At 43.7% G+C, this 24,961-nt stretch carries 21 protein-coding genes; 10 read left to right on the top strand and 11 right to left on the bottom strand.

Going from position 1 to position 24,961, the window contains the following annotated elements; translation table 11 throughout:
• Positions 1 to 77: 77 nt before the first annotated feature.
• Positions 78 to 1,394, top strand: a complete 1,317-nt coding sequence (locus L884_RS0119660; RefSeq protein ID WP_425423502.1) for an MATE family efflux transporter — start codon at positions 78 to 80, stop codon at positions 1,392 to 1,394.
• A 178-nt stretch (positions 1,395 to 1,572) separates the two neighbouring features.
• Entirely contained in the window at positions 1,573 to 2,703 is a 1,131-nt protein-coding gene (locus L884_RS0119655; RefSeq protein ID WP_051435704.1) for a TonB family protein, read from the top strand.
• 409 nt (positions 2,704 to 3,112) lie between these two features.
• Here L884_RS0119655 and L884_RS0119645 read toward each other — a convergent pair whose 3' ends face one another.
• From L884_RS0119645 to nadK, 6 genes are all read right to left on the bottom strand, one after another.
• Positions 3,113 to 3,682 (bottom strand): LutC/YkgG family protein, encoded by a 570-nt coding sequence (locus tag L884_RS0119645; RefSeq protein ID WP_028769089.1) that lies wholly within the window; start codon positions 3,680 to 3,682, stop codon positions 3,113 to 3,115.
• 4 nt (positions 3,683 to 3,686) lie between these two features.
• Positions 3,687 to 5,060: a lactate utilization protein B gene (locus tag L884_RS0119640; RefSeq protein ID WP_028769088.1), complete on the bottom strand. Its 1,374-nt coding sequence runs from the start codon at positions 5,058 to 5,060 to the stop codon at positions 3,687 to 3,689.
• An 8-nt stretch (positions 5,061 to 5,068) separates the two neighbouring features.
• Entirely contained in the window at positions 5,069 to 5,812 is a 744-nt protein-coding gene (locus tag L884_RS0119635; RefSeq protein ID WP_028769087.1) for a (Fe-S)-binding protein, read from the bottom strand.
• A gap of 381 nt (positions 5,813 to 6,193) precedes the next feature.
• Positions 6,194 to 9,013: an FAD-binding and (Fe-S)-binding domain-containing protein gene (locus tag L884_RS0119630; protein ID WP_028769086.1), complete on the bottom strand. Its 2,820-nt coding sequence runs from the start codon at positions 9,011 to 9,013 to the stop codon at positions 6,194 to 6,196.
• 103 nt (positions 9,014 to 9,116) lie between these two features.
• Complete coding sequence (locus L884_RS22440; RefSeq protein ID WP_051435703.1) at positions 9,117 to 10,760, bottom strand: L-lactate permease; 1,644 nt, start codon at positions 10,758 to 10,760, stop codon at positions 9,117 to 9,119.
• A gap of 683 nt (positions 10,761 to 11,443) precedes the next feature.
• Positions 11,444 to 12,322, bottom strand: coding sequence for an NAD(+) kinase (gene nadK / locus L884_RS0119620; RefSeq protein ID WP_028769085.1), 879 nt, complete (start codon positions 12,320 to 12,322; stop codon positions 11,444 to 11,446).
• A gap of 100 nt (positions 12,323 to 12,422) precedes the next feature.
• On the opposite strand from nadK, the gene grpE reads away from it, so the two are divergent.
• Positions 12,423 to 13,025, top strand: a complete 603-nt coding sequence (gene grpE / locus L884_RS0119615) for a nucleotide exchange factor GrpE (protein ID WP_028769084.1) — start codon at positions 12,423 to 12,425, stop codon at positions 13,023 to 13,025.
• Positions 13,026 to 13,108: 83 nt separating this feature from the next.
• On the opposite strand, the gene dxs is transcribed toward grpE, so the two are convergent.
• The 3 genes from dxs to xseB are packed head-to-tail and all read right to left on the bottom strand — an operon-like array spanning position 13,109 to position 16,117.
• Entirely contained in the window at positions 13,109 to 14,974 is a 1,866-nt protein-coding gene (dxs, locus tag L884_RS0119610) for a 1-deoxy-D-xylulose-5-phosphate synthase (protein ID WP_028769083.1), read from the bottom strand.
• Between the two features lie 21 nt (positions 14,975 to 14,995).
• Positions 14,996 to 15,877, bottom strand: a complete 882-nt coding sequence (gene ispA / locus L884_RS0119605) for a (2E,6E)-farnesyl diphosphate synthase (protein WP_028769082.1) — start codon at positions 15,875 to 15,877, stop codon at positions 14,996 to 14,998.
• Positions 15,878 to 16,117 carry an exodeoxyribonuclease VII small subunit gene (gene xseB / locus L884_RS0119600; RefSeq protein WP_028769081.1) on the bottom strand — a complete coding sequence of 80 codons (240 nt, stop codon included), beginning with the start codon at positions 16,115 to 16,117 and terminating at the stop codon, positions 15,878 to 15,880.
• Between the two features lie 443 nt (positions 16,118 to 16,560).
• On the opposite strand from xseB, the gene pomA reads away from it, so the two are divergent.
• The 3 genes from pomA to thiI all read left to right on the top strand — a co-directional run bounded on the left by pomA (position 16,561) and on the right by thiI (position 19,955).
• Complete coding sequence (gene pomA / locus L884_RS0119595) at positions 16,561 to 17,328, top strand: flagellar motor protein PomA (RefSeq protein ID WP_028769080.1); 768 nt, start codon at positions 16,561 to 16,563, stop codon at positions 17,326 to 17,328.
• Positions 17,329 to 17,332: 4 nt separating this feature from the next.
• A complete protein-coding gene (locus tag L884_RS0119590) occupies positions 17,333 to 18,301 on the top strand; it encodes a flagellar motor protein MotB (RefSeq protein ID WP_028769079.1) in 969 nt (322 codons plus the stop codon).
• 199 nt (positions 18,302 to 18,500) lie between these two features.
• Positions 18,501 to 19,955 (top strand): tRNA uracil 4-sulfurtransferase ThiI, encoded by a 1,455-nt coding sequence (gene thiI / locus L884_RS0119585; RefSeq protein WP_028769078.1) that lies wholly within the window; start codon positions 18,501 to 18,503, stop codon positions 19,953 to 19,955.
• Between the two features lie 143 nt (positions 19,956 to 20,098).
• Here the strand turns inward: thiI and L884_RS0119580 are convergent, their stop codons facing one another.
• Complete coding sequence (locus L884_RS0119580) at positions 20,099 to 20,332, bottom strand: hypothetical protein (protein ID WP_028769077.1); 234 nt, start codon at positions 20,330 to 20,332, stop codon at positions 20,099 to 20,101.
• Positions 20,333 to 20,513: 181 nt separating this feature from the next.
• On the opposite strand from L884_RS0119580, the gene L884_RS0119575 reads away from it, so the two are divergent.
• The 4 genes from L884_RS0119575 to rlmM all read left to right on the top strand — a co-directional run bounded on the left by L884_RS0119575 (position 20,514) and on the right by rlmM (position 23,829).
• The gene (locus L884_RS0119575; protein ID WP_028769076.1) at positions 20,514 to 21,425 is read left to right on the top strand and encodes a transcriptional regulator GcvA; all 912 of its coding nucleotides are present in this window, start codon (positions 20,514 to 20,516) and stop codon (positions 21,423 to 21,425) included.
• Positions 21,426 to 21,513: 88 nt separating this feature from the next.
• Entirely contained in the window at positions 21,514 to 22,131 is a 618-nt protein-coding gene (locus L884_RS0119570; RefSeq protein WP_245603175.1) for an alpha/beta family hydrolase, read from the top strand.
• Between the two features lie 35 nt (positions 22,132 to 22,166).
• Entirely contained in the window at positions 22,167 to 22,553 is a 387-nt protein-coding gene (locus L884_RS0119565; protein ID WP_028769074.1) for a DUF423 domain-containing protein, read from the top strand.
• Positions 22,554 to 22,746: 193 nt separating this feature from the next.
• A complete protein-coding gene (gene rlmM, locus L884_RS0119560; RefSeq protein ID WP_028769073.1) occupies positions 22,747 to 23,829 on the top strand; it encodes a 23S rRNA (cytidine(2498)-2'-O)-methyltransferase RlmM in 1,083 nt (360 codons plus the stop codon).
• Positions 23,830 to 23,929: 100 nt separating this feature from the next.
• Here the strand turns inward: rlmM and L884_RS0119555 are convergent, their stop codons facing one another.
• Entirely contained in the window at positions 23,930 to 24,940 is a 1,011-nt protein-coding gene (locus tag L884_RS0119555; protein ID WP_028769072.1) for an isocitrate dehydrogenase, read from the bottom strand.
• Positions 24,941 to 24,961 lie beyond the last annotated feature (21 nt).

Genomic DNA, 24,961 nt, shown 5'->3' with positions numbered 1-24,961 from the left:
GAATAGAAGTTGAGAACACTATGACACAAGTCGTGCAACCCAAAGGTGAAGCTGAAGCAGCAACCAGTGAATCGCCAATGGTGAACGAGCCAATTAACAAACTATTTTGGCGTTATAGTATTCCAACAATTTTATCTATGTTGGTTACTGGCATATACGTCACTATTGACGGTATGTTTATTGGTCACTACCTCGGTGAAGTTGGTTTAGCGGGAATGATCTTGGCTTACCCGATTGCCGCGATTCTATATGCCATTGGTGCAACGCTAGGTATGGGGGGCGCGGCACTTGTGTCAATTCACCAAGGTCAAGGTGAGCCAAAGATTGCTCGCAAGATCTTAGGCAATACCTTTAGCTTATGTTTAATCTCCGGCGCTATCACTACCATACTGGGCTGCTATTTTTCCCGCGATATTTTGCTATTGTTAGGAGCTGAAGGTGAGGTTCTTAGCAGCGCTGATGACTACCTATTTTGGTACTTTGCGCTCGGCACATTTCCAATAGTATCTATGGCGTTCACTGCACTTTTACGTAACGACGGTCGTCCAGGTTTTGTTACCTTTGTGCTGATCTTGGGCGGTGTGCTTAATACGATTCTTGATTGGTTGCTTATTGTGGTTTTTCCATACGGTTTAATGGGCGCTGCAATTGCTACTATGATCTCCCAAGCTGTAACTGGTGCACTTTGTTTACAGCACTTCTTTTCAAGCCGAACAAAGCTAGGTATCAATTTTGAACAGATGAAGCTTAAGTGGGATCACTGCATCAATATTATTCGTGTCGGTATTCCAAGTTTTTTAATGAATATGTATCTGACAGTGGTACTGACATTACACAACGTGGCATTTTTAAAAGTCGGCACCTCTTTGCATGTTGCTGCCTATAGTGTGGTTAGCTATACCGAAGCTTTTTTCTATTTATTGTTTGAAGGTATTGCTTTTGGTGTGCAGCCGATTTTAAGTTTTAATGCCGGTGCTAAACGTTTCGATAGAGTGAAGCAAACCCTTAAAATGGCGTTTTCAGTTACATTAATCTGCGCAGCACTGGGGCTGGTATTTATCTACTCAGTACCGCAACTATTTGTGTATATTTTTGCTGGCGATAACAGCTTACTGACGCCGATTGCGACCGAGGGCATGCGTTGGTATTTTTGGGGATTACCGATGGAAGGCATGTTGCTGATCGGTGCATCTTTCTTCCAGGCAATTAATTATTCGAAAGAAGCATCTATTTTAACCGGTGCAAAACTGATCTTATTTAGTGCCATTTTGTATGTGTTTGCTTGGGCTTTCGGTGTCACAGGAGTGTGGATTTCACTTGCAACCTGTAGCACGATTTTAGTGGTGTGGATGGCATGGGTAATGAAACGAACCAATAGTAAGTTAATGGCGTAGACGGAAAGTTAACATGCCATATAAGAGACAAAATCATTTTGTGTCATCGCTAACGGTCGTTGATTTTCATAGGCTGTCATGGGAAAGTTGTCGGATAAAATTTGCACTGTTGATAGAAGAATAAGCATAACCAATAGCAACAGTACTAATTGATATATCGATGAAATAAGGATTTTTCATGTTTAACACTTCAATAAAATCTAAGCTATTTAACGCTGTTATATTAACGAGTGCAGTCACAGTCTCTGCCGCGACTTATGCGGTTGAATTTAATGAGGCTTATTCAGCCTACCAAGCAGCGGTTACTGATAAAAATAATGCAGATATCGAGCGCTACGCCATACAGTCTTATGAGTTAGGTAAGGAAAAGTTTGGTGCTGACAGTATTAATACCGGTAATTTGGCGCTAAATGCTGCCAATGCGCTTATTGCGAATATGCCTAAAAATAACTTTGATAAAGAGGTAAAACAGAAAGTAAAACTGCTACAACCGCAGGCATTTGAGCTTTACCAAGAGACATTAAAAATTTACCGTGAGCGTTATGGTGACGATGGCATCGAGCTTATTGATCCACTTTTGGGTTTAAGTGACGCCAGCAGTCAAAAATATGCGCGTGAATATCTCGATGACGCACTCGATATCGCTGAAGATTCTGAAAATGCAATGGTAATAGCTGATACTAAGATGGCTTATTTTGAGCGTTTAGTTAACTCGCGCTATTACACACGAAAAGTACGTAACTATGCGTTTGATGCCCATGAAATATACAGTGAGTTACTACCTGAAGATGCGATGAAGCGGGTACTCAATAGCTTTAGGGTAGCCAATGTACGTTTCGCCGAAAAAGATTATGATGAATCCGAAGCGCTATTTTTAGGTGTTATCAAACAATTTCAAAAGCTTGATTATAACCACCCCTATGAGTTGGCTGCCCATGCCAAGTTAGTACAGATTTATGAACTTGAAGGCGAAAGCGATAAGTCCACCCAGCATTGTATTGCCATTGGTAGCATGAAGCCTTGGCAGGACGATATTGAACCAACACCGCTATTTCGTAAAAATCCCGATTTCCCGATATCTTACGCTAAAGCGGGTAAGAGTGGCTCCGTTCAGCTGAGCTTTACTATAGATAAAATGGGTTTCGTGAAAAATGCTGTTGTTCTAGATACAGTTGGCGGGGCAAAGTTTGCCAAAGAATCACTATTGGCATTAAAGCAGTGGCGTTATGCGCCTAAGTTTGTTGATGGTAAAGCCGTTGAAGCCAAAGAGCTAAAGGTGCAGTTAGACTACTATATCGATAAAAGGTAAAGCTGGATCTAATACCAATTAGTACAAAGATTTGGTCGCTCAGCGAGAAGTTAGCGGCACTGAGACAAGGTCATTAAGTGCTCCTGCTTTAATGACATTCGCTGCATCCATGCAGCTCGTAACGAGTGAAGAGCATAGTAATTCTACGTTCAAGCTTCCTCTTTATTATCAAGAGTCGCAGTATCAGAGCCGCTAAAACTCGCCATTCTGGAGCGTTTTTGGCTGCCTACTTCTGCGTTGAATAACTTCACAAGGGAGCAACCATTCTTTCAGTTATTCGCCTTGAATTAGTTTGCCAAAAACGCTCTGAGTAGATCAACTTCTTATACTAATTGGTATAAGTGTGTATTGTTTTCTGTCACTGTATGAAAAGCCCTAATTAAAGTTAGGGCTTTTTTAATTCTTTTAATTAAATCAAATACACGTTGAGGCTACATGCGCCGTGGGCACCAACCACTAGTGCTTGTTCAATATCTGCGGTTTTTGATGGCCCAGCGATAAAGGTACCAAACTCACCAGGAGCTAAGGTTATACGGCTAGCTGCTTGATGCATATTGGCCACAATATTGTTTGCATCGACCACTAGAAATAGATTCTCACAGATAAATGGTGTGACGCGGTGGCCAAGATTTTTATTGTTGACCCAAATTGCGCCGTTCTCGGCAACCGCTAGATCTCCCGAGATCACCGCATAATCAATATCTTTTAGCTGGTGTGCTGTCTCAGTAACTTGGCGGTTAGCCTTAATACCATCAACCATAGAGATAATTTGCATGCCGTTAGCAATATGCTCATCAACTTGTGCTTGCAGTTTAGCTAAGCCGCCATCACGGTGCAAAGTGCCTGCAACTGTATTTAAGCTTGTTTCAAACTGACCAACTAAATCATCAATACGTGGACTGATGTTAATAACTGGCATAGCTTGCGGGGCAATAGCCGCGCTTTTTAGCGCGTTAAGAATATCGTGTTTACTAGACATAGTATTAACCTCTGTTTTTCTTAAACCAAGCTTCAAAGCTTGAGTTTGGTGCTATTGGTAATTCGCGGTACTTGCCCCATGCGCCAGAAAAAGGCTTCAATAAACTGCCTGGCAATATTTTTAGCGCTGTTCGAGCCATGCTCATCGAGCAATTTAGTGCTGTTTCGCTGGCCATAAATTTGCCAACTAACGGCATATAGCTGGCTTTACCGTATGGTAACTTACCCGCTTCGGCTTTTAGTCGGCGGTGATGATGAATGATTTTATCTAGCGGCACCTTGGTTGGGCATACATAAGAGCAACTACCACATAAAGTACAGGCCCACGGAATTGAGTTAGTGTCATCACTCTTCGCACCAACCGCAATGCCAATTGGGCCGGGGATGGTGTAGTTATAGCTATAACCACCAGAGCGGCGGTAAACCGGACAAGTATTTAGGCAGCCACCGCAGCGAATGCACTTTAGCGATTCTGCTAATATTTTGTCTTTGAGCATATCTGTACGGCCGTTATCGACAATAATCACATGCATCTCGCCGCCCTCTTGTGGGCCGCGATAAAAAGAACTGTAAGTGGTGACAGGCTGGCCAGTGGCATTTCTAGCAAGTGTGCGCAGCAGTACTGCAGCGCTATCAATATTTGGCACTATCTTGTCTATGCCCATCGAGTGTAGTTGTAGCTTAGGTAGGTTAGCGCCCATATCAGCGTTACCTTCGTTGGTGCACACAACCACCGCGCCTTTATCGGCAACCGCCATGTTTACCCCCGTCATAGCCGCATCGGCAGACAAGAATTGTTGACGCAGGTGAGCGCGGGCGGCACGAGTTAGATAGAGCGGATCAGAAGCACCAGCATCTGTGCCCAATTTGTCATGAAATAGTTCACCCACTTCCTCTTTTTTTAGGTGAATAGCAGGGACAACAATGTGCGATGGTGGCTGCTTAGCTAGCTGGATAATCCGTTCGCCTAAGTCAGTATCGATTACTTCAATGCCACGTTGTTCCAAATAGGGATTCATATGGCACTCTTCAGTGAGCATCGACTTAGATTTCACTAGCTTTTTGACATCATGTTTAGCAAGAATGTCGTGCACAATACGGTTGTGCTCGGCGCCGTCTTTGGCCCAGTGAACTTGAATATTGTTCTGTATGCAGTTTTGCTCAAATTCTTCGAGGTATTGCGCTAAATGGGTTAGTGTATGTAGCTTCATCTCTGAACCTATTTGGCGCAGTTGTTCCCATTCAGGTAAGCTACCCGCAGCGCGGTCACGCTTTTCTCTGAGCACCCAAAGTGCTTTAGAGTGCCAATCAACTCGGGCTTCATCTTGGCAAAATATCTCAGCTTTTTGAGCATGTATCGCAGGTGTTGAAGTAGACATATTAACTCCTAAAGCGCAGCGTTGATGATTTGAGCGATATGACGAGTTTCAATCGGCAGTTTCTGCCTTCTCACCATGCCATCAATATGCAGTAAGCAAGATGGGTCGAATCCAACGGCATAAGCTGCTCCGGTTTCTGCATGCGCTTGAGCTTTATCTTTGCCCATTTTGGCTGATACGGCACCTTCATCTAGGGCAAAAGTTCCACCAAAACCACAGCACTCATCGCGGCGTTCAGGATAAACAATTTCGATTTCTGGTATCGCAGCAAGCACGGCCTCAAATTTATTTGTTCGTGGTCCCATCTGCTCGCTAGGGGTTGCTAAGTCAAGCATGCGAATACCATGACAGCTCATTTGTAGGCTGATTTTGTGCGGAAAAGGTTTGTTAAATGCAGGGATTGGAGACACATCATGCAGAAACTCTGTGAGTTCGTACAACTTATCAATCACAGCTTGTGCTTCTGGGCTTGAGTCAAACTCATGAAAATTCTCTTTCGCGGCAACAAGACAAGAGGCGGCAGGACAGACGATAGCGTCGCACTCGACACCTTTAAATGCATTAAGCAGCTTTAAGGTGGTTTTTTTGGCTTCGTTGTAACAGCCGGAGTTAGTCATTGGTTGGCCACAACATGTTTGCCCTTTTGGCAGTATGACTTGGTGTCCGAGTTTTTCGAGTAGCTCTAAGGTTGCGATCCCAACCTCTGGCACCATTTGATTGACTAGACATGGAATGAAAAGTGCTATCTTCATTGTGTTTCTCTCATCTATTCGGGCTGACATTATTAGCGATCTCTTACTCTAGTTGTTGAGTATGAAAAGTAACCACAAAAAGTCCGGCTCGATGAGCAGACACTGGTTATTCGCTTTTATTTATTGTTCAAATATAGGCCGATAACCTTGTAAAAAGTAGTGCTAATTTAGTAAATAAGAACTATGATTTTTGCAAAAATGAAAATAGTTTATCTAACTGTATTTTAAGACTAATTTCTATTTGTAAGAGGGGCGGTGTACAAAAGTATCTAAAAGTGGGTAGCTAAAGAAGAGTGAGCAGAAGTGTCAATTCTGCTAAAGAAGGTTAGGGGCAAAACTTGCCCCTAACAGGATGTTGATGTGGTTATATTAAGTTGATTATCAACGAGTGCACTCTTCTAAAAGATAGGCAAGGTGACGATAAGAGATGCCACTATGCTGAGTTAAACCCACTTCGCACATGCGGTTGGCGTAATAGCCTTCGCTTACATCCACAGGAATGAGCTTTTTAATATTGCGCAGTGCGCTGGCATTAATCTCTGGTTTATATAAGCCTTTTTCTCCGGCATAACCACAGCAATCGATGCCCGCAGGGCGGACGACTTGGTTGCTACAGGCGTCGATAATGGCTTCCATTTTCGGTTCAATGTGCATTTTGCGAGCGCTGCAACCTAAATGCAGGGCTACAGCTGGCTTTTTATGATTAATGGTGAGTTTATTAAGCAGTTTGTCATGGATGAAATCCACCATATCAACAATTTCAACTTTATCTGTTAGTGATTTATCACCGGCCAACGTGCGGTAGGTACACGAAAGTGCATCGATAATCACAGGTAGTTTGCCACCTTGTGTCATGGCCGCTACTGCTTCAATTAACTCTTTACGTTTGCCATCGGCATTTTTAAAGTCACCTTTTGACTCCCACATTTGTCCGCAACATAAATCACGGGCTTTCTCTGGGGTGACAACGTTATAACCTGAGCGCTCGAGCAAGGTTACCACGACTTCTGGTAAGCTGCGGTTATCGGGATCTTTTGGCGTTGGACCAAAAGTACGGCCACCACAGGCTGGGAAATAAACCACAGTTTCTTGCCCTGGAATTGGTGCTCTAAGTGTCGGCAGTTTGCCACCTTTTGGAAAATCTGGATTCCAATAAGGCACTTCTTTACTGACTACTCGTCCGGCTTTCATTATTGCGCCAGTAATGGCGCTGCCAGTAATTTTGTGGATTGTACCAAGGGCGTTAAATCCAGTGCTAATAACTTGATTTACTGCGCCAAAATGTTTGGCTTGAAAATCTAGAACTTTCTGTTCCGTAGTGCTGATATACGGTGTTCTAAGTTTGCGTACGAGGTTGCCCATACTGTTATCAACCGGACAGGCGATAGTACAAAGCTGACAAGCCGCACAAGTGTCGATAACATCATATTTGGCGGCTGCGCGCATCTCACTCGCAGCTTGTTTATCACCAGACTGCTCTAGTCGCTCAATTTCACGCAAGGTGGCGATGCGCTGACGCGGTGACATATTCAGTGCGGATGTTGGACAGGTTTTCTCGCAAAAACCGCATTCAATACATTTATCGACTAAGTCATCGACGACAGGGCAGGGCTTGATATTTTTAACGTGAATTTGTTGATCGTCGTTAAGAATAACTCCTGGGTTTAATAATCCTTCAGGATCAAAGATCTGCTTAATTCGTTTCATTAAGGTATAAGCATCGCTACCCCATTCCATTTCAACAAATGGCGCGACAGCGCGGCCAGTACCATGTTCCGCCTTCATTGAGCCGTCGTACTTATTAATGACCATCTCGGCTACATCTTGCATAAAGGCATGGAAGCGCTCGATGTCAGCTTGCGAATTGAAGGTAGGTGTGATGATGAAATGGAAATTACCCGCGAGGGCATGGCCGTAGATCACCCCTTCAGGGTAATTATGCTTATGGAATAACTCGGTTAAATCATTGGCAGCGGCGGCTAAGTGTTCTAGCTCAAACGCCACATCTTCGATAATCACTGACGTGCCCTTAGGGCGCTCACCACCAATAATTGGGAACAAGCCTGAGCGCATTGCCCAGTATTGGCCAAACACTGCTGGGTCGTCACTGAAGCTAATTGGACGTTCTGTTTCAATGTGAGCAAGCTTTGCTATTACATCTTGTGTGTAACTGTCTAAGGTTGATTTATCATTGGCACGAGATTCAATCAGTAGAATAGATGCGCCTTGCGGTAATTCAGAAAGCCATAATGGCATGCCAGCTTTACCTGTGACGGCCTTAATTGACGCCCAGTCTAGTAACTCTGCCGCAGCAACGCTATCGCCAACGAGCGGTGGAATGGCTCTCGCTGCATCTTCCATATTGAAAAATACCGCCATGGCAGAAGCTTTAAAGCGTGCCTCGTCAACGGTGTGATAGGTCACTTCTTCAACAAAAGCGAGTGTACCTTCAGCGCCGACTATTAAATGGTTAATCAGCTCGAAGGGATCGCTAAAATCCACTAAGGCATTAAGGCTGTAGCCTGTGGTGTTTTTTATAGAGAATTTTTTGCGGATCCTTGCTGCAAGCGTGGTGTTATTAACTGTTAGCTGAGCAAGCTCTGAGAGATCTTGTAACAGTTGTGAGTGTGACTGGCTAAATGCCGCTTTTGATGTTTCACTGCCGGTGTCTAGCTCAGTACCGTCAGCAAACAGTAATTTTGCAGAGGCGATTGTTTGGTAGCTGTTTTGTGCTGTACCACAACACATACCTGAGGCATTGTTTGATACTATGCCGCCAATTTTAGCTGAGGCAAGTGTCGCAGGATCTGGACCAATCTTTTTATTTAATGGCTTTAATACGGCGTTGGCATCACTGCCAATTACGGCGGTGCCTAAGGTAATTTTACTGGCGTCATCATTAACGGTTAAAGTTCTAAAACCATCATGGCCAAGAATGAGTAAGATCCCTTCACCAATTGCTTGGCCTGAAAGGCTAGTACCTGCAGCGCGAAAAGTGACTGTCGCACCATAGGTGCGAGCGATAGCTAAGGTACGCTTGGCTTGTTCTAAGGTATCAGCGTGCACCACAATTTCAGGCACGATACGGAAATAACTGGCATCGGTTGACCAAGCAAAGCGACGCACAGGATCATTGGTAGCTGCGTTTTCACCGACTTGTTTACGTAAATCTCTTAATACTGCTTCATAATTAATCGACATTAACTTTTCTCACACACTTTATTTTGGGTGAATAAAGCCGCTGCTCATACGGCTTTTCGATATTATTATTTTGTTTTAAATTTATATTGCTGGGCTTGGGTGACTAAAAGCCACCCCAAAGCGCTGCAATCGTGCCTGCGACTAAAGCATAGCCTAATGCGACAGGCATGGTTTTACGGATGATCTCTGATTCTCGCCCAGCCATACCAACGACCGTTGCAGCGGCCACAACATTCATTACACACATCATGTTTCCTGCATTCGCGCCAATGCCTTGCATAGCCAAAATAAGGGCATGATTAGCGCCAATATTGTCGGCAACACTGTATTGCAGCCCAGAGAACATCATGTTGGAGAAGGTGGCTGAACCAGATAGGAAAGCACCAAATATGCCAACAATCGGTGAGACCCATGCCCAAACAGCCCCCATGCTGCTGGCTAGCGTATCGGCAAGAGCCACAGGCATAGAGGCTAAACCTGATGCGTTTTCGCCTGAGTTAAGGAAGATTTTTACCATGGGCACAGATGCGCCTAGGGAGATAATGGTTGGCACCATAGACTTACATGATACTGAGATAGACTCTTTTATTGCAGGCGACTTCATTTTAAATAGGAAGAAACCTAAAATACACACGAGTACGAAGAAGGCGCCTGGCGCATATAGAGTCGCAAAGCCAGCTTTTAGCTCAGTGCCAAGTAACCCTGTCCAGCTCAGATTAAAGCTAGATAACCAAGCTTTAAGTGGCGCAACGGTACGAGAAAGTACCAGTAGTGCCGCCATAATCAGGTAAGGTGCCCAAGCCGCAAGCTGAGAGAATTTCACTTCGGCATTTAACTCTTCACGTTTTTGACCATCATTTTCAGCAAAGTCATTCCATTGCTCTTTTGGTAACAAGTAACCTTTTTTAGCAACCGGAATAACCAGTGCCATACCGACAAGAGCACCAATTACTGATGGGAACTCAGGTCCGGCAAAGTAGTTAATTAACCAAGCAGGAACAGTAAACGCAAGGCCTGCAAATAGGGCAAATTTCCAAATAGCTAAGCCCTCTTTGAATGACTTATTACGGCCAAAAAAACCGGTGAGTATCGCTACCATAACCAATGGAATGAGGGTGCCAGTAAATAAATCTATGGTGATCATGTGCATGGCAATATATTGGGCAAAGTCAGCAAAACTGCCACCATGTTGAGCAATTTGCTCGGCCGCCATATTGCTGCCGCCTTGAGTTAACCCTTGCTCAATACCAAATAATACCGGTAGACCAATTGCGCCAAATGATACTGCGGTAGAGTCGGCAATAAGCGCCACAACCGCAGCGGCAATCGGTGGTACGCCGAGCAGTACTAGTAGTGGAGCGCCAATAGCAGCGGGGGTACCAAAGCCAGCAGAGCCTTCAATAAATGAGCCGAATAACCAACAGATGATAATGACTTGTACTCGAGCGTCACCACTAATATTGGTAAAACCTGCGCGAATGGTGTCCATGGCACCGGAGTATTTAAGGGTATTGAGCAGGAATACTGCGCCAAAAATAATCGTCAGTGGTGTTAACGCAGACAGTAGCCCTTCAACAACGGAGGCTGCGACAAAAGTGGTGTCCATCTGCCAGATAAATACCGCTGCAAGGCCGGTAAATACCATAGAAATGGGCATAGCTTTTGATGCAGGCATCCGCAGGAGGACGAGAAACAGCATTACGCTGATAATTGGAGTTAAGCTGGCGAGTAGTTGAATAAAGGTCATGCTTGCCTCGTTTATGTAAAATTTGCGTGCTTTCGTTTTGACTACCTAAACAGCTTTTATGTTGTCGTTATTATCGGCAGCGTGTGTACTAAACGGCATATTAGATTTAACAAAGATGATCTGGATCATATTGATACCCGATAGCAAGGGATAATGCCATTTGTGAGATCTGTCACAATTATCATTTCGCGACTTATGTGATCTCGATCGCGCTTTATCAAGTGCTAATTGTAGCTTGGGATAGGTTTTTACCAAAAAACGGCTAATTTCGTACAAAAAGCTAATGTTATGTAGCATGTTTGACGTGAAAAAGTGCCAATTTGATCTAAATGTTTCAGCTGTGATGAAAAACAAGCCTAAGAAGTGATATCTCATCCGTGACGTGCATCACGTTTGGTTTTGGTGGTACTAGGCCATCGATAGCAAGATTTTTAAATAAGTTACTGTTTTATGGTAAATACTACAGATTCTAGAGTAGCCATAGTGTGGGCGAGGTTTCTATGGCTCACTGAATGGTCTTATTGACAGTAAGTATGTTGCTAACAGGCAGCTGTTTGAAATTTACTTAATAAATGAGAATAAAAAAACGACAACAGCTGGCTGATGTCGGTTTTATGTATGCAACTTTACTCACTCGCGTATTATTCAAAAATCGGATTTTAAATATGCCAGTTAGCACTGAGTCAGAATAACTTACTGCCCCAGCCTAGCTTAGTACGCAATACGTGGAAATAATTATGACCTTTTGGATGGATCAGCCTTAAGGTTTCTTCGCTACGTTTAATGATGATTTCATCACCTGGTAATACAGAGAGATGCACGTGGCCGTCGCAGCTAACCTCTAGGTTATCACCATTATGTGGTGATACTTTGAGTTTAATGATACTGGCTGCATCGACAACAATAGGTCTGCAAGAAAGTGTATGCGGGAACATTGGCACTAAGATCATTGCTGCCAAATTAGGAGTCAATATTGCACCGCCAGCAGAAAGCGAGTAGGCGGTTGAACCGGTAGGGGTTGAAACAATCATACCGTCAGCTCGTTGGCTATACATGAATTTATCGTCAATATAGACTTCAAACTCAATCATATGGGCAATTTTACCCGGATGAAGTACCGCTTCGTTCACTGCGGTATTGCTTGATTTGAGCTCACCGTGGCGATGTACTTCAGCTTCGAGTAAGAAGCGCTGTTCAACTTCAAATTCACCGTCGAGCACTTTCGACAAAGCTTCTTCAAATGAATCTGGTGGTAGATCTGTTAAAAAACCTAGATTGCCTCGGTTTACACCAATTACACCAATATTGAATCTAGCAAGCACACGCGCAGCGCCCAACATATTACCGTCACCACCAACAACGATGGCTAAGTCGCATTGTTTGCCTATTTCAAGTAGTTCGACAGAATGGGCGAGAGGACCAAGCTCACCAGCCACTCGTTCTTCAACGAGTATTTTGTAACCTTGCATACTCAGCCAATGGTGCAATCTTTTTAAGGTCTGAGTCGTCCCTTTATGGTTAGGTTTACCGATGAGACCAATTGTGTGAAACGTATTGCTCATAATTTATGTTAGATCCAGCTTTAGGCCTTGAAACCTCAAATTTGATCCCCATAATATGCCCAGAGCATGCAGAAACAAAGCATTTTTAGCTGGAGCAAAAATGAGCAACGAAACAAATAAAGCACAAGATAACCAAGTTGAAGAGATCGTCGAAGGCGAATTGCTTAACGAGAATGGCGTAGAAGCCACTGATGAAGCGTCTTTGATGGATGAGCTAACTCAAGCTAATTTCCGTGTTGAAGAGCTAGAAAAAGCATTACAAGAAGCTGAAGCTAAAGTTGAAGCGCAAAAAGATTCTGTGATCCGTGCAGCGGCTGAAGTTGATAATATTCGTCGTCGTTCTGCAATGGATGTTGAGAAAGCGCATAAATTTGCGTTAGAAAAGTTTATCAACGAATTACTACCTGTTTTAGATAACATGGAGCGTGCACTGCAAGGTACAGATGCAGAAGCTGAAGCGACTAAAGCTATCTATGAAGGTGTTGAATTAACGGCGAAGAGTTTTGTTAGCGCGGTTGAGAAGTTTGGTTTAGTTCAAGTTGACCCACAAGGTGATGCATTTAACCCTGAATTGCACCAAGCAATCGGTATGCAGCCAAGTGCCGATTTCCCTGCAAACACAGTAATGATGGTGATGCAAAAGGGTTACACCTTGAATGAGCGTTTATTACGCCCTGCTATGGTCATGGTTTCACAAGGTTAATCGTGAACTTGTAACATCTGCCCATCTAAGCTGATGCTGAGCATGGGTTATAAAAAAGGACTGCCTAGGCAGTCCTTTTTAATTTAAGCAATAAAATCTTCAATTTGCTTTTGAATGCCTGCAGCATCTAAGCCTAGCTCACTGATGATTTCATCAGGTGCGCCATGTTTAATAAACTCATCAGGCAAGCCAATCAGTAATACCGGTTTTGGTATCTTAAGGGTTTGTAGTAACTCAAGTACACCTGAACCAGCACCGCCCATAATCGCGTTCTCTTCGACGGTCACTAACACATCGTGTTCGCTTGCTAGCTGCTTAACTAGCTCAGTATCAAGTGGCTTTACAAAGCGCATATCAGCAACTGTGGCATCGAGTGCTTCGGCAGCAACTAACGAGCTGGCTAAAGTGGTACCAAAGTTTAGAATCGCAATCTTGTTACCTTGACGTTTAATCAAGCCTTTACCAATTGGTAAGGCCGTCATGGTTTCGACTTGCTCTGCACCGGTGGCACTGCCACGTGGATATCGTACTGCGGTTGGGCCATCGTTATAGCAATAGCCGGTATAAAGCATTTGACGACACTCGTTTTCGTCAGATGGTGCCATAATCACCATATTAGGCACAGTGCGCATAAAGCTTAAATCGAATGCACCTTGGTGAGTCGGACCGTCAGCTCCCACAATACCACCACGGTCGATGGCGAATAGAACCGGAAGTCTTTGCAATGCAACGTCATGGATCAGCTGATCATAACCGCGTTGCAAGAAAGTGGAGTAGATAGCGACGACAGGCTTATAACCTTCACAGGCAAATCCTGCGCCTAATGTCACAGCGTGCTGCTCAGCAATGGCTGCGTCAAAGTACTGCTTAGGGAAGCGCTGAGAGAACTCAACCATGCCAGAGCCTTCGCGCATTGCAGGGGTAATACCGAGCAGTTTTTCATCTTTTTCGGCAACATCACATAACCACTTACCAAACACTTCAGAGAAAGTCGGGTCAGCAGGTTTTGCTGCAGGTTTTTCAAAGGTTGACGGATCAAACTTTGGTACAGCGTGCCAGCCAATAGGGTCTTTTTCTGCTGGCTCATAACCACGACCTTTTTTGGTCATGATATGCAGAATTTGTGGGCCGCTTAAATTGCGCATATTGCGCATAGTTTCAACGAGCGCATCGACATCATGGCCATCAATTGGGCCAATGTAATTAAAGCCAAGCTCTTCAAATAAGGTGCCAGGCACTACCATGCCTTTAAGGTGCTCTTCAGTGCGCTTAGCCATCTCTTTGATAACAGGCATACCTTTGAGCACTTTCTTGCTGTTCTCGCGGATAGTGGTATAGAAGCGGCCTGACATTAGCTGAGCTAAATGGTTGTTTAGTGCGCCAACGTTTTCAGAGATAGACATCTCATTATCGTTTAGCACCACTAACATATCATTATGTAAGTCGCCGGCATGGTTCATCGCTTCAAACACCATACCGCCAGTCATAGCACCATCACCAATAACGGCAACAACCTTACGACCAGCTTGCTCTTTTTCTGCAGCAACAGCCATAGCGAGTGCCGCACTGATAGAAGTACCAGAGTGACCAACGCTGAAAGTGTCATATTCACTTTCTTCGCGCCATGGGAATGGGTGCACACCGCCTTTTTGGCGAATAGTGTGCATTTTTTCACGGCGACCCGTTAATATTTTATGCGGATAGGCTTGATGCCCCACGTCCCAAACGAGTCGGTCAAATGGGGTGTTATAAACATAATGAAGGGCCACGGTCAGTTCCACCGTGCCAAGACCTGATGCAAAGTGACCGCTCGATTTACCCACAGACTTCAATAAGAAACCTCTAAGTTCATCTGCCAATTGTGGCAGAACGGCTTGAGGGAGCTGTCGTAGCTCATCTGGCGTATTAGCCTGTGCTAACACAGGAAATTGAGAAATATCAAAACTCATATTGAGATTCTTTGTCTCTTATTAAACTCTTCGCTCAATGATGTAACGGGCGAATTCTGCAATTAACTGGCTATTGTATGGTAATTTAGCCAGCGCTGATAGTGCGTCCTCAATCAAACTCGCTGCAGTTTGTTGGGCGCCTTCTAGTCCAAGCAACTTAGGATAGGTGCTTTTGTTTGAATCTGTATCTGAGCCTTGTGGTTTACCTAGCTCTTCTGTGCTTGCGATAATATCGAGCACATCATCTTGTACTTGAAAAGCCAAACCAATAGCGTCGGCGAAGTCGAGCAGCGCTTGTCGTTCTTGTTGATTAATTTTAGCGGCAATAATAGCAAACTCGACCGAACAACGAATAAGCGCACCGGTTTTTAGTTTGTGTAGCTTAATTAAGGTGTCTAATTCAATCTGCTTGTCGGTGGCATTTAGATCCATCGCTTGACCACCACACATACCACTATAACCAGAGGCTTTAGCTAAGGCTTTAACTAAGCTTAGGTTTTGTGATGGAGTGATATCTTCAATGGGCTCGCTGATAATTTCGAAAGCTAATGCTTGTAATGCATCGCCAGCTAAAATGGCGGTTGCTTCATTAAATGCAATATGTACTGTTGGTTGACCACGGCGCAGTGCGTCGTCATCCATAGCCGGTAAGTCATCGTGAATGAGTGAGTAGGCATGAATACATTCAACTGCAGCTGCACAGGAGTCTAGGGTGGAAAGTTTGACACCTAGCATGTCGCCAATAGCGTACACTAAAAACGGTCTTACACGCTTACCACCAATAAGCGCACCATGTTTCATGGCTGCTTTTAGGCTAGGCTCGATATCAGCTAGCGCATCAATACGTGTAGCGAGTAACTGATTAATTCGCTGCTGGTATTGTTTTAGTGACTCTTCTAACAATTACTCACCCTCAATATCATAAGGTTTGAGAGTGTCACCACCCTCTTGTTGCATAAGTACTGATACTTTTTGTTGTGCGTTTTCTAATTTATTTTGGCTATTGCGCACAAGTTTTATACCACGCTCAAATTGCTTCAGTGCATCATCGAGGGAAACGTCGCCGTGCTCTAAGTCGGTTACGATTTTTTCTAACTCGGAGAGTGAATCTTCAAAAGAGAGATTTTCTGGTTTTTTTGCCACGATATTCATTCCTAGAAATAAGCGGTACACAAAGTATATCAGCAGGGCACATGGGTCAAATGAAGCCGTTGACTATTTGCGCAAAAGCACGCTTTCAATATCAAATAGATCAAATCACTACATAAAGCATACGTCAAAATATGCTTTATCGATCAGTTGTACATCACAAGATAGTGATCATCATCTTGTCGATGGGCGACTATTTTAACGGAAACGCAAACGGATTTGCGGGAAAATATCACTCAAGAGATCTTTTATTTGGTCGTTATATAGTGTGAAACACAAAAATATGGCCTCCCTAAAGAGGTTTAGTGACATCTTACTTGCCGTAATGCAAAAGGCGTAATATTGTCGCTACTGAATTTATTCCAATCATCTTATCGGGCATTCGGAATTCGAGACTATCGATAAATTAAGTATTGATAGGTATTTGAGGAGCAGTTTTGGATTTAGCAACCTTAATCGGACTTATTGGCGCATTTGTCTTTATTATTATGGCGATGGTCAGTAGTGGTGGTATCGCCATTTTTATCAATGTGCCATCGATTTTAATTGTACTTATTGGCTCAATGTTCGTAGTGATGATGAAGTACAACCTGAAACAGTTTTTAGGTTCTGCCAAGATCGCAGCTAAAGCCTTTATGTTTAAAATTGATAAGCCTGAAGATCTTATTGAGCAATCTATCACTATGGCCGATGCGGCGCGCAAAGGCGGCTTTTTGGCATTGGAGGAAGCTGAGATCAGTAATAGCTTTATGCAAAAAGCGGTGGATATGTTGGTTGATGGCCACGATGGTGATGTTGTTCGTGATGCACTAGAAAAAGATATTGCTCTGACAGAAGAGCGTCACAAAACCGGCATCGGGATCTTTAAAGCGATTGGTGACGTTGCTCCCGCGATGGGAATGATTGGTACCTTGATTGGTCTTGTTGGCATGTTATCGAACATGGATGATCCAAAGTCAATTGGCCCAGCAATGGCCGTTGCATTATTAACCACCCTTTATGGCGCAGTTATAGCTAACATGGTGGCGTTACCTATTGCTGATAAATTGGCGTTACGTATGAGCGAAGAGATGCTTAACCGTAACCTAATTATGGATGCGGTACTGGCCATTCAAGATGGACAAAACCCACGAGTTATTGAAGGTTTCCTTAAAAATTATCTGAGTGAGAAAGCACGTAAAATAGATACCCTAGGCGGGGCGTAAGCGAATGGCTAAAAAGGTCAAATGCGACTGTCCTCCACCGGGGGCGCCAATGTGGCTGGCTACATTTGCTGACTTAATGTCACTGCTGATGTGCTTTTTCGTGCTACTGCTCGCGTTTTCAGAAATGGACGTGATGAAGTTTAAGCAGATCGCGGGCTCAATGAAATACGCTTTTGGGGTGCAAAATAAGGTTGAAGTTAAAGACATCCCCAAGGGCACATCTGTGATTGCGCTTGAGTTTAGGCCGGGCAGACCCGAGCCGACTCCTATTGAAGTGATTAATCAGCAAACTAATGAAATGACCGAACCTATGCTTGAGTTTCAAGAAGGTGATGACGCTAGTGCTGGCGGTATTCAGCAGCAACGGGGTGAGCAGCGTGGTGGTCAAGCTTCGGCAACAGCTGTAGAGCCTAAAGAGGCTGAAGTAAGGGCTGAGTCTGCTGCTAAAGCGGAAACTGAATTAACTAAGACGCAGGCATCGGCGCAAGATAAAATTAATGAGCAAGTCAAAAAGATGGCTCAGGAGCTCAATAAAGAGATTGTTGATGGTGCGATTGAAATTGAATCGTTAGGACAACAAATTATTATTCGAATTCGTGAAAAGGGCGCATTTGCTTCCGGCTCAGGCTTTTTGCAACCAAGGTTTAAGCCTGTAGTGCGCCGAGTTGCAGAGTTACTCAAAGATGTGCCAGGTATTGTGACAGTATCAGGGCATACAGATAACTGGAATATCTCTAATGAACTTTATAGCTCAAATTGGGATCTTTCGAGTAAACGTGCAGTCGCTGTTGCCCATGAGCTAATTAAGGTGAAAGGCTTTGATCAGCAGCGAATGAAGGTAGTTGGCATGGCGTCATCGGATCCACTGGTGAAAAATGACTCAGCAGCTAACCGAGCACGCAATCGACGAGTTGAGATTGCCATAGAGCAAGGTAAAGCAAAAGAGTCTGATGAGATCCAAGTCAGTCAATAATCATTTTATCTGAACATTTAATGGCCCCTATGAAGTTATCTTAATAGGGGGTTTTTATTTTTATGGGTCTTAATAAGTGAGCGCAAACTACAATATTTACGCTTTTGTTGAGACAAACAGAGATTGCTTATACGCAATTGGCTTTCGATCTTGTTATAATCACTCAATTGCTGTTTAAACAACCCCTCGCGGAAGACCAATGAAATTTATCGTAAAACTGTTTCCTGAAATCATGATGAAAAGCAAGCCGGTAAGAATGCGCTTTACCAAAATGCTTGAAACCAACATTCGTAACGTACTGAAGAAAGTCGATGAGACCGCTAAAGTGCAGCGCCAGTGGGACAAAATCATGGTTATGGTGCCTGATGATAGACCTGATCTGGTTGAAGCGTTCGCAGAGCGTTTAGCATGTATTCCGGGGATTGCCCATGTACTGCAAGTTAATGTGAGCACCTTTACCTCGGTTGATGACATCTATAAGCAAACTTTAGCTGTGTATAAAGATCAGCTTGCGGGCAAGACCTTTTGTGTACGGGTGAAGCGTGCCGGCAAACATGACTTTAATTCAATTGAAGTTGAACGTTATGTAGGTGGTGGTTTAAACCAATTTACTGAAGCTGCAGGCGTTCGCCTAAAAGATCCTGATATGACGGTTCATCTGGAGATTGATAATGAACAACTGTATCTGATTGATAAGCGTATTGAAGGTTTGGGCGGCTTTCCTATGGCAACTCAAGAAGACGTGCTGTCGTTGATCTCTGGCGGCTTCGACTCAGGCGTATCAAGTTACCAGTTTATTAAACGTGGTTCGCGTACCCACTTCTGTTTCTTTAATCTTGGTGGTGATCAACACGAGATCGGCGTTAAACAAGTGGCTTATCACTTATGGCAAAAATACAGTGAGTCACATAAAGTTAAGTTTATTTCTGTTCCTTTTGATCCTGTGGTTAAAGAGATCCTAGAACGTGTTGATAACGGTCAAATGGGCGTAGTGCTTAAGCGTATGATGATGCGTGCTGCAGCGCGAGTAGCAGATAAAATGGGCATTCAAGCGCTAGTCACTGGTGAAGCAATGGGCCAAGTATCGAGTCAGACATTGACCAACCTGAATGTTATTGACCGTAGTACCGAGCAATTGATTTTACGTCCGCTTATCGCTATGGATAAGCAAGACATTATTAATTTAAGTCGCCAAATTGGTACTGAGGATTTCGCTAAATCGATTCCTGAATATTGTGGCGTGATTTCACAGAAGCCAACCGTTAAAGCGGTACTATCGAAAGTTGAAGCCGAGGAAGCTAAGTTCTCAGAAGATCTGCTTGATCGTGTAATTGCTAACGCTGAAATAATTGATATTAGGGAGATTGCTGCGCAGATGGATACTAAGATCACTGAAACTGAAACCGTAGATGCGATCAACTCTGGAGAGATCATCATTGATGTTCGTGCGCCAGAAGAGGAAGAGAAGTCGCCGCTTGAAGTTGCAGGCGTAGAGGTGAAAGCGATTCCGTTTTATAAGTTAGCGACTCAGTTCGCCGACTTAGACAAAGAAAAGAACTACCTGCTGTATTGTGATCGCGGCGTAATGAGCAAGCTGCAAGCGCTTTATCTGCAAGAGCAAGGTTACACTAATGTTAAGGTTTACCGCCCTTAATCGTGGTGACCAGCAACTGATTAGTTAAAGTATGACAAAGGCGACTTATAAAAGTCGCCTTTTTTGTATTCAACAGAGGTTTTGCCATAAGCATAAAAAAGCCACCTTGAAGGTGGCTTAAAAAAGGGAGAAGCACAATGAGCTTAGTCAGCGAGTAATACCTTAGCTGTTGCCTCTTCGTTCTTCTTTTGTTCGTCAATAGCCAGTATAGTATCTAGCTCTGCAGAGAGTTGCTCCTGCATTAATTCCATACTTTCTGCTAAGTTAGCAGTTAATGTTGCTTCAACATCTTTAGTGTTAATCTGGGTATCGTCAGCCATCGCTGATGCTGAGACAGAAAGAATAGCAAGAACAAATACTGATTTTAGGTTTAACATACGCGCTAGCCTCCAGGCTGAAAATCGGGTTGTTAGACATTCCCCAATTACGTCGTAGAGGTTGTCCAACTAGTGTCTGTTTGTTGGCGCAAATTTTGACCAAAAGGACTGGCCTTTACAAACGATAAAATGTAACAATAGCCATTAGAAAAACTAATAAAAAATCGGGATCTGTATCACTATGGCAAGACGATTACCTCCACTGAATGCGGTTAAAGCATTTGAGGCAGCAGCAAGGCATTTGAGCTTTACTCGAGCGGCTGAAGAACTGTTTGTTACCCAAGCTGCGGTGAGTCACCAAATTAAGGCTTTAGAAGAGTATCTCGGATTAAAATTATTCCGTCGTAAGAACCGTTCTTTATTGCTTACCGAAGAAGGCCAGAGCTACTTTCTCGATATTAAAGACATCTTTACTCAACTTGCTGATGCCACAGATAGATTGCTAGCAAGAAGCGCGATTGGATCGCTTACAGTGGCGACCTCGCCTAGCTTTGCTATTCAGTGGTTAGTGCCGAGACTTGCTAAGTTTAGTGAGAAAAACCCCGAGATTGACGTACGAATTAAAGCGGTTGATGACGAAGATGGGTCGTTAACGGATGATGTTGATGTCGCTATCTATTATGGCATGGGAAATTGGCAGGGGATGCGTGCCGATAAGCTAAGAAATGAAGTCTTAATTCCTGTATGTTCGCCGCTTTTACTCAATGGTCCAAAGCCGTTAGAAAAACCAAGTGATTTGCGAAATCACACCCTATTACATGACTCAAGCCGCCAAGATTGGCAAGCTTGGTTTAGGCAATGTGGAATTACTGATATTAATGTGAACCAAGGTCCAATATTTAGTCATTCCTCGCTTGTTCTACAAGCAGCCGCTCATGGTCAAGGTGTGGCGTTAGGCTACAGTGTGCTTGCAAGACCAGATATTAAAGCTGGTCGACTGGTTTGTCCGTTCCCTGAAGTTTTAGTCAGTAAAAATGCATATTACTTAGTGTGTCAGCAGAACCATGCTGAGATAGGTAAAGTTGCTGCTTTTCGTGAGTGGATGCTAGATATGTTTGAAGAGGAGACGCGCAGTGAGCTGCTTACAGGATAGCTTGAAGCAAGCTTATTTAGATGGCGAGTTAGCTGCTGCCGTCGCAGCATTGAAAGCAGATGACTTAGTGTTTGCTGCCGAGCAATTCGTGATAGATAAAGGCGAGGGCACTAATGAGTGTGACACCTTAATCGTGCTAACCCATGGCGCCGGTGCCAACATGCATCATGAGTTTATGCAAACAATGGCAAATGGCCTTGTTGCCAGCAATGTTGTGGTGGCACGTTTTAACTTTCCCTATATGCGCGCTAATGCCCTTGATGGGAAACGTCGGCCGCCAGATAGAGCGCCAAAGCTCATTGCTGATTATGCATTACAGCTGAGCGTCTTAAGCAAACAATTTCAACCTAAACGTATATTCCTTGTAGGTAAGTCTATGGGCGGTCGCATGTCTGCCATATTGGCTGAAACTATGCCAGTTGATGGGGTAATTTGTTTAGGTTATCCGTTTATTCCATTAAGCGGTGGCGAACCGCGTTTAGAGCCGATAGAGCGCTGTGCTGCTCCGGTTATGATAATCCAAGGGGAGCGCGATAAGTTTGGCCACAAAGGCTTAGTTGAGACTTGGCCGGCAATGGATAAAGTGCAACTGCATTGGTTAACTGATGGTGATCATAGTTTTAAACCAAGAAAGTCGTCAGGTGCCACATTAACCTCTAACCTAGAGCAGGCGATTGCGGTTGCTAAACAGTTTATGGGGATCTGATTGCTACAACTATTAATTTTAGAGGGGAGAGGTCAATGCGTAAGGGATTTTTGCTACTTGCAGCATTAAGCGGCTTTATTGCTGTTGCATTGGGGGCATTTGGGGCTCATGGGCTTAAAAATGTCGCGCCAGCGGAACTAATTGCGATTTTTAACTTAGGGGTCGAATACCAGTTTTACCATACCTTTGCCTTAATTGCGGTGGCTTTTGCTGGACATTGGATAAAGTCTAGATTGCTTGATTGGGCGGGCTATTTGTTTCTTGTTGGTATAGTACTGTTTTCTGGCTCGCTATATATGTACGCACTTATCGGTGCCAAATGGACAGGTCCAGTCACGCCAATGGGCGGTGTATGTTTCTTGCTTGGCTGGATTTTCATTGCACTGGCGGTGTGGAGAAATAGAGTTAAAGAACTAGACTAGGTACTTGTTAGCTGATAATTAAAAATTAGACAGTACACAGCTAAGCTTGAACAGTGTAAAATAGCGGACAACAACTTTGTTGGCCGCTTTTTTATATCAATTATTCATTGCACGAGCTTGGTGCTTTGAAGCATGTGTCAGAGATTTAGTCGCGACACTTTAATTGATACTATTTTTATCTTCAGGAAATTCAATGATAAACCTATTTTTATTTTGCCGTGCTGGTTATGAGAAAGATTGCGCAGCAGAGATCCAAGTGCGTGCGGCTGAGCTCGATATTGGTGGATTTGTAAAAACCAATAACAACGATGCTTATGTGATTTTTCAATGCTTCCAAGCTGGTGATGCAGAAGTTTTGGCGAAAAATATCAGCTTAGACTCTCTTATTTTTACCAGACAGATGTTTGCTGCAAAAGAGTTGCTAAAAGGTTTACCTGAGCAAGATAGAATTAGTCCAATTGTTGCTGCACTAGAGCAAGTCAATAAAGCAGGCGAGTTACGGGTGGAAACGCCTGATACTAACGAAGCAAAAGAGCTATCGAACTTTTGCCGCAAGTTCACTGTGCCGCTTCGTCAAGCATTGAAAAAGTCTGGCACGCTGCTTGAGAAAGAAAACCCTAAGCGTCCAATTATTCATGTTTGCTTTGTTGGCTCTGGACAAGCCTATGTTGGCTACTCATTGAGTAACAACAGTTCGCCATACTTTATGGGGATCCCAAGGCTGAAGATCCCAGCTGATGCGCCAAGCCGCTCAACGCTTAAATTGGATGAAGCCTTTATTCACTTTATTCCTAAAGACCAGCAGGAAACCCGTCTTAGCAGTGGTATGAAAGCGGTTGATTTAGGCGCTTGCCCTGGTGGTTGGACTTATCAATTAGTTCGTCGCGGTATGTTTGTTGCTGCGGTTGATAATGGACCTATGGATCAAGGTTTAATGGATACCGGACAAGTAAAGCACTATCAAGCTGATGGTTTCAGATTTGAGCCACCAAGAAAGAATATTACTTGGCTAGTTTGCGACATGATTGAAAAGCCATCACGTGTAGCAGAGCTTATTGAAGCATGGGCGATCAATGGTTGGTTTAAAGAAGCAATTTTTAACCTTAAACTACCGATGAAAGCACGTTACAAAGAAGTTTCAACCATTCTTGAAACTATGGCTGAGATCTTAAAAGAAAACGGCGTAGATGACTTCACTATGGCGGCTAAACATCTTTACCATGATCGTGATGAAGTAACTGTGCATCTTTGCTTGCGACCAACACAGCCTTGGTAACGACTATAGATTAATTGGTTACAGATAAAAAAAGACCCCATGTGAAAACATGGGGTCTTTTTGATTATCCAACTAAATTAACTCAGCCGGATAAGTGCGATTAAGATAAACGGTCGATCACAGCTTGAGTGAAGTCAGTTGTACCGTGAGTACCACCAAGATCGCGTGTAGTACGATCACCTTCTTCAATTACTGCGGTAATTGCATTGCGAATAAGCTCTGCTTTATCAGACATACCTAAGTATTCAAGCATCTGGATTGAAGCAAGTACCACAGATGTTGGGTTTGCTAAGTTCTTACCGGCAATATCAGGTGCGCTACCGTGTACAGCTTCAAAGATTGCTGCATCGCTACCAATATTGGCGCCAGGTGCCATACCTAGGCCGCCAACGAGACCTGCACATAGATCAGATAGGATGTCACCAAATAGGTTTGTGGTTACGATTACATCGAAGTTCTCTGGGTTCATTACCAGCTTCATGCATGTAGCGTCAACAATCATCTCTTCTGTAGTGATATCTGGGTAACGTTGACTGACTTCACGAGCAACTTTAAGGAATAAACCTGAAGTTGATTTCATGATGTTAGCTTTATGCACAATAGTGACCTTTTTACGGCCTTCTTTGCGAGCAAGCTCATAAGCAAAAGTCGTGATCTGCTCAGCGCCTTGACGAGTGATAATACTGGTCGCTTCAGCGGTTGCACCATCATCTGAAACAGTTTGACCTAAGCCTGAGTACATACCTTCAGTATTTTCACGTACAGTGATGATATCAATGTTGTCGTAACGTGCTTGTGTGCCTTTAAAAGACAGAACCGGACGTACGTTTGCGTATAGGCTGAATTGTTTACGTAGGCTTACGTTAATAGAGGTAAAGCCTTCACCAACAGGAGTTGTTAGTGGACCTTTCAGTGTAATGCGGTTTTTTTCGATAAGCTCTAGTGTGCGCTGTGGCAGAAGTTCGCCGTGTTTCTCTAGTGCTACTAGGCCAGCATCGGCAAACTCATATTCGAAATCACAACCGGCTTTATCAAGAATTTTTAATGCTGAGTCGATAATGCTTGGGCCAATCCCATCACCAGGGATAACGGTTATAGTTCTTTTTGTCATGGATAGTCCTACCAAGGTTAG

The organism is Shewanella fidelis ATCC BAA-318 (assembly GCF_000518605.1).
In the GTDB taxonomy this organism is placed as follows: Bacteria; Pseudomonadota; Gammaproteobacteria; order Enterobacterales; family Shewanellaceae; genus Shewanella; species Shewanella fidelis.
This window is presented reverse-complemented; position numbering and strand designations above follow the sequence as displayed.

Coding starts and splice junctions, on each gene's coding strand:
- dxs (WP_028769083.1), bottom strand. CDS start 14,974: ATGAGTTTTGATATTTCTCAATTTCCTGTGTTAGCACAGGCTAATACG.
- rlmM (WP_028769073.1), top strand. CDS start 22,747: ATGATAAACCTATTTTTATTTTGCCGTGCTGGTTATGAGAAAGATTGC.
- L884_RS0119660 (WP_425423502.1), top strand. CDS start 78: ATGGTGAACGAGCCAATTAACAAACTATTTTGGCGTTATAGTATTCCA.
- L884_RS0119565 (WP_028769074.1), top strand. CDS start 22,167: ATGCGTAAGGGATTTTTGCTACTTGCAGCATTAAGCGGCTTTATTGCT.
- L884_RS0119645 (WP_028769089.1), bottom strand. CDS start 3,682: ATGTCTAGTAAACACGATATTCTTAACGCGCTAAAAAGCGCGGCTATT.
- L884_RS0119640 (WP_028769088.1), bottom strand. CDS start 5,060: ATGTCTACTTCAACACCTGCGATACATGCTCAAAAAGCTGAGATATTT.
- L884_RS0119555 (WP_028769072.1), bottom strand. CDS start 24,940: ATGACAAAAAGAACTATAACCGTTATCCCTGGTGATGGGATTGGCCCA.
- nadK (WP_028769085.1), bottom strand. CDS start 12,322: ATGAGCAATACGTTTCACACAATTGGTCTCATCGGTAAACCTAACCAT.
- L884_RS0119590 (WP_028769079.1), top strand. CDS start 17,333: ATGGCTAAAAAGGTCAAATGCGACTGTCCTCCACCGGGGGCGCCAATG.
- L884_RS0119630 (WP_028769086.1), bottom strand. CDS start 9,013: ATGTCGATTAATTATGAAGCAGTATTAAGAGATTTACGTAAACAAGTC.
- L884_RS0119635 (WP_028769087.1), bottom strand. CDS start 5,812: ATGAAGATAGCACTTTTCATTCCATGTCTAGTCAATCAAATGGTGCCA.
- L884_RS22440 (WP_051435703.1), bottom strand. CDS start 10,760: ATGACCTTTATTCAACTACTCGCCAGCTTAACTCCAATTATCAGCGTA.
- L884_RS0119580 (WP_028769077.1), bottom strand. CDS start 20,332: ATGTTAAACCTAAAATCAGTATTTGTTCTTGCTATTCTTTCTGTCTCA.
- grpE (WP_028769084.1), top strand. CDS start 12,423: ATGAGCAACGAAACAAATAAAGCACAAGATAACCAAGTTGAAGAGATC.
- L884_RS0119655 (WP_051435704.1), top strand. CDS start 1,573: ATGTTTAACACTTCAATAAAATCTAAGCTATTTAACGCTGTTATATTA.
- thiI (WP_028769078.1), top strand. CDS start 18,501: ATGAAATTTATCGTAAAACTGTTTCCTGAAATCATGATGAAAAGCAAG.
- L884_RS0119575 (WP_028769076.1), top strand. CDS start 20,514: ATGGCAAGACGATTACCTCCACTGAATGCGGTTAAAGCATTTGAGGCA.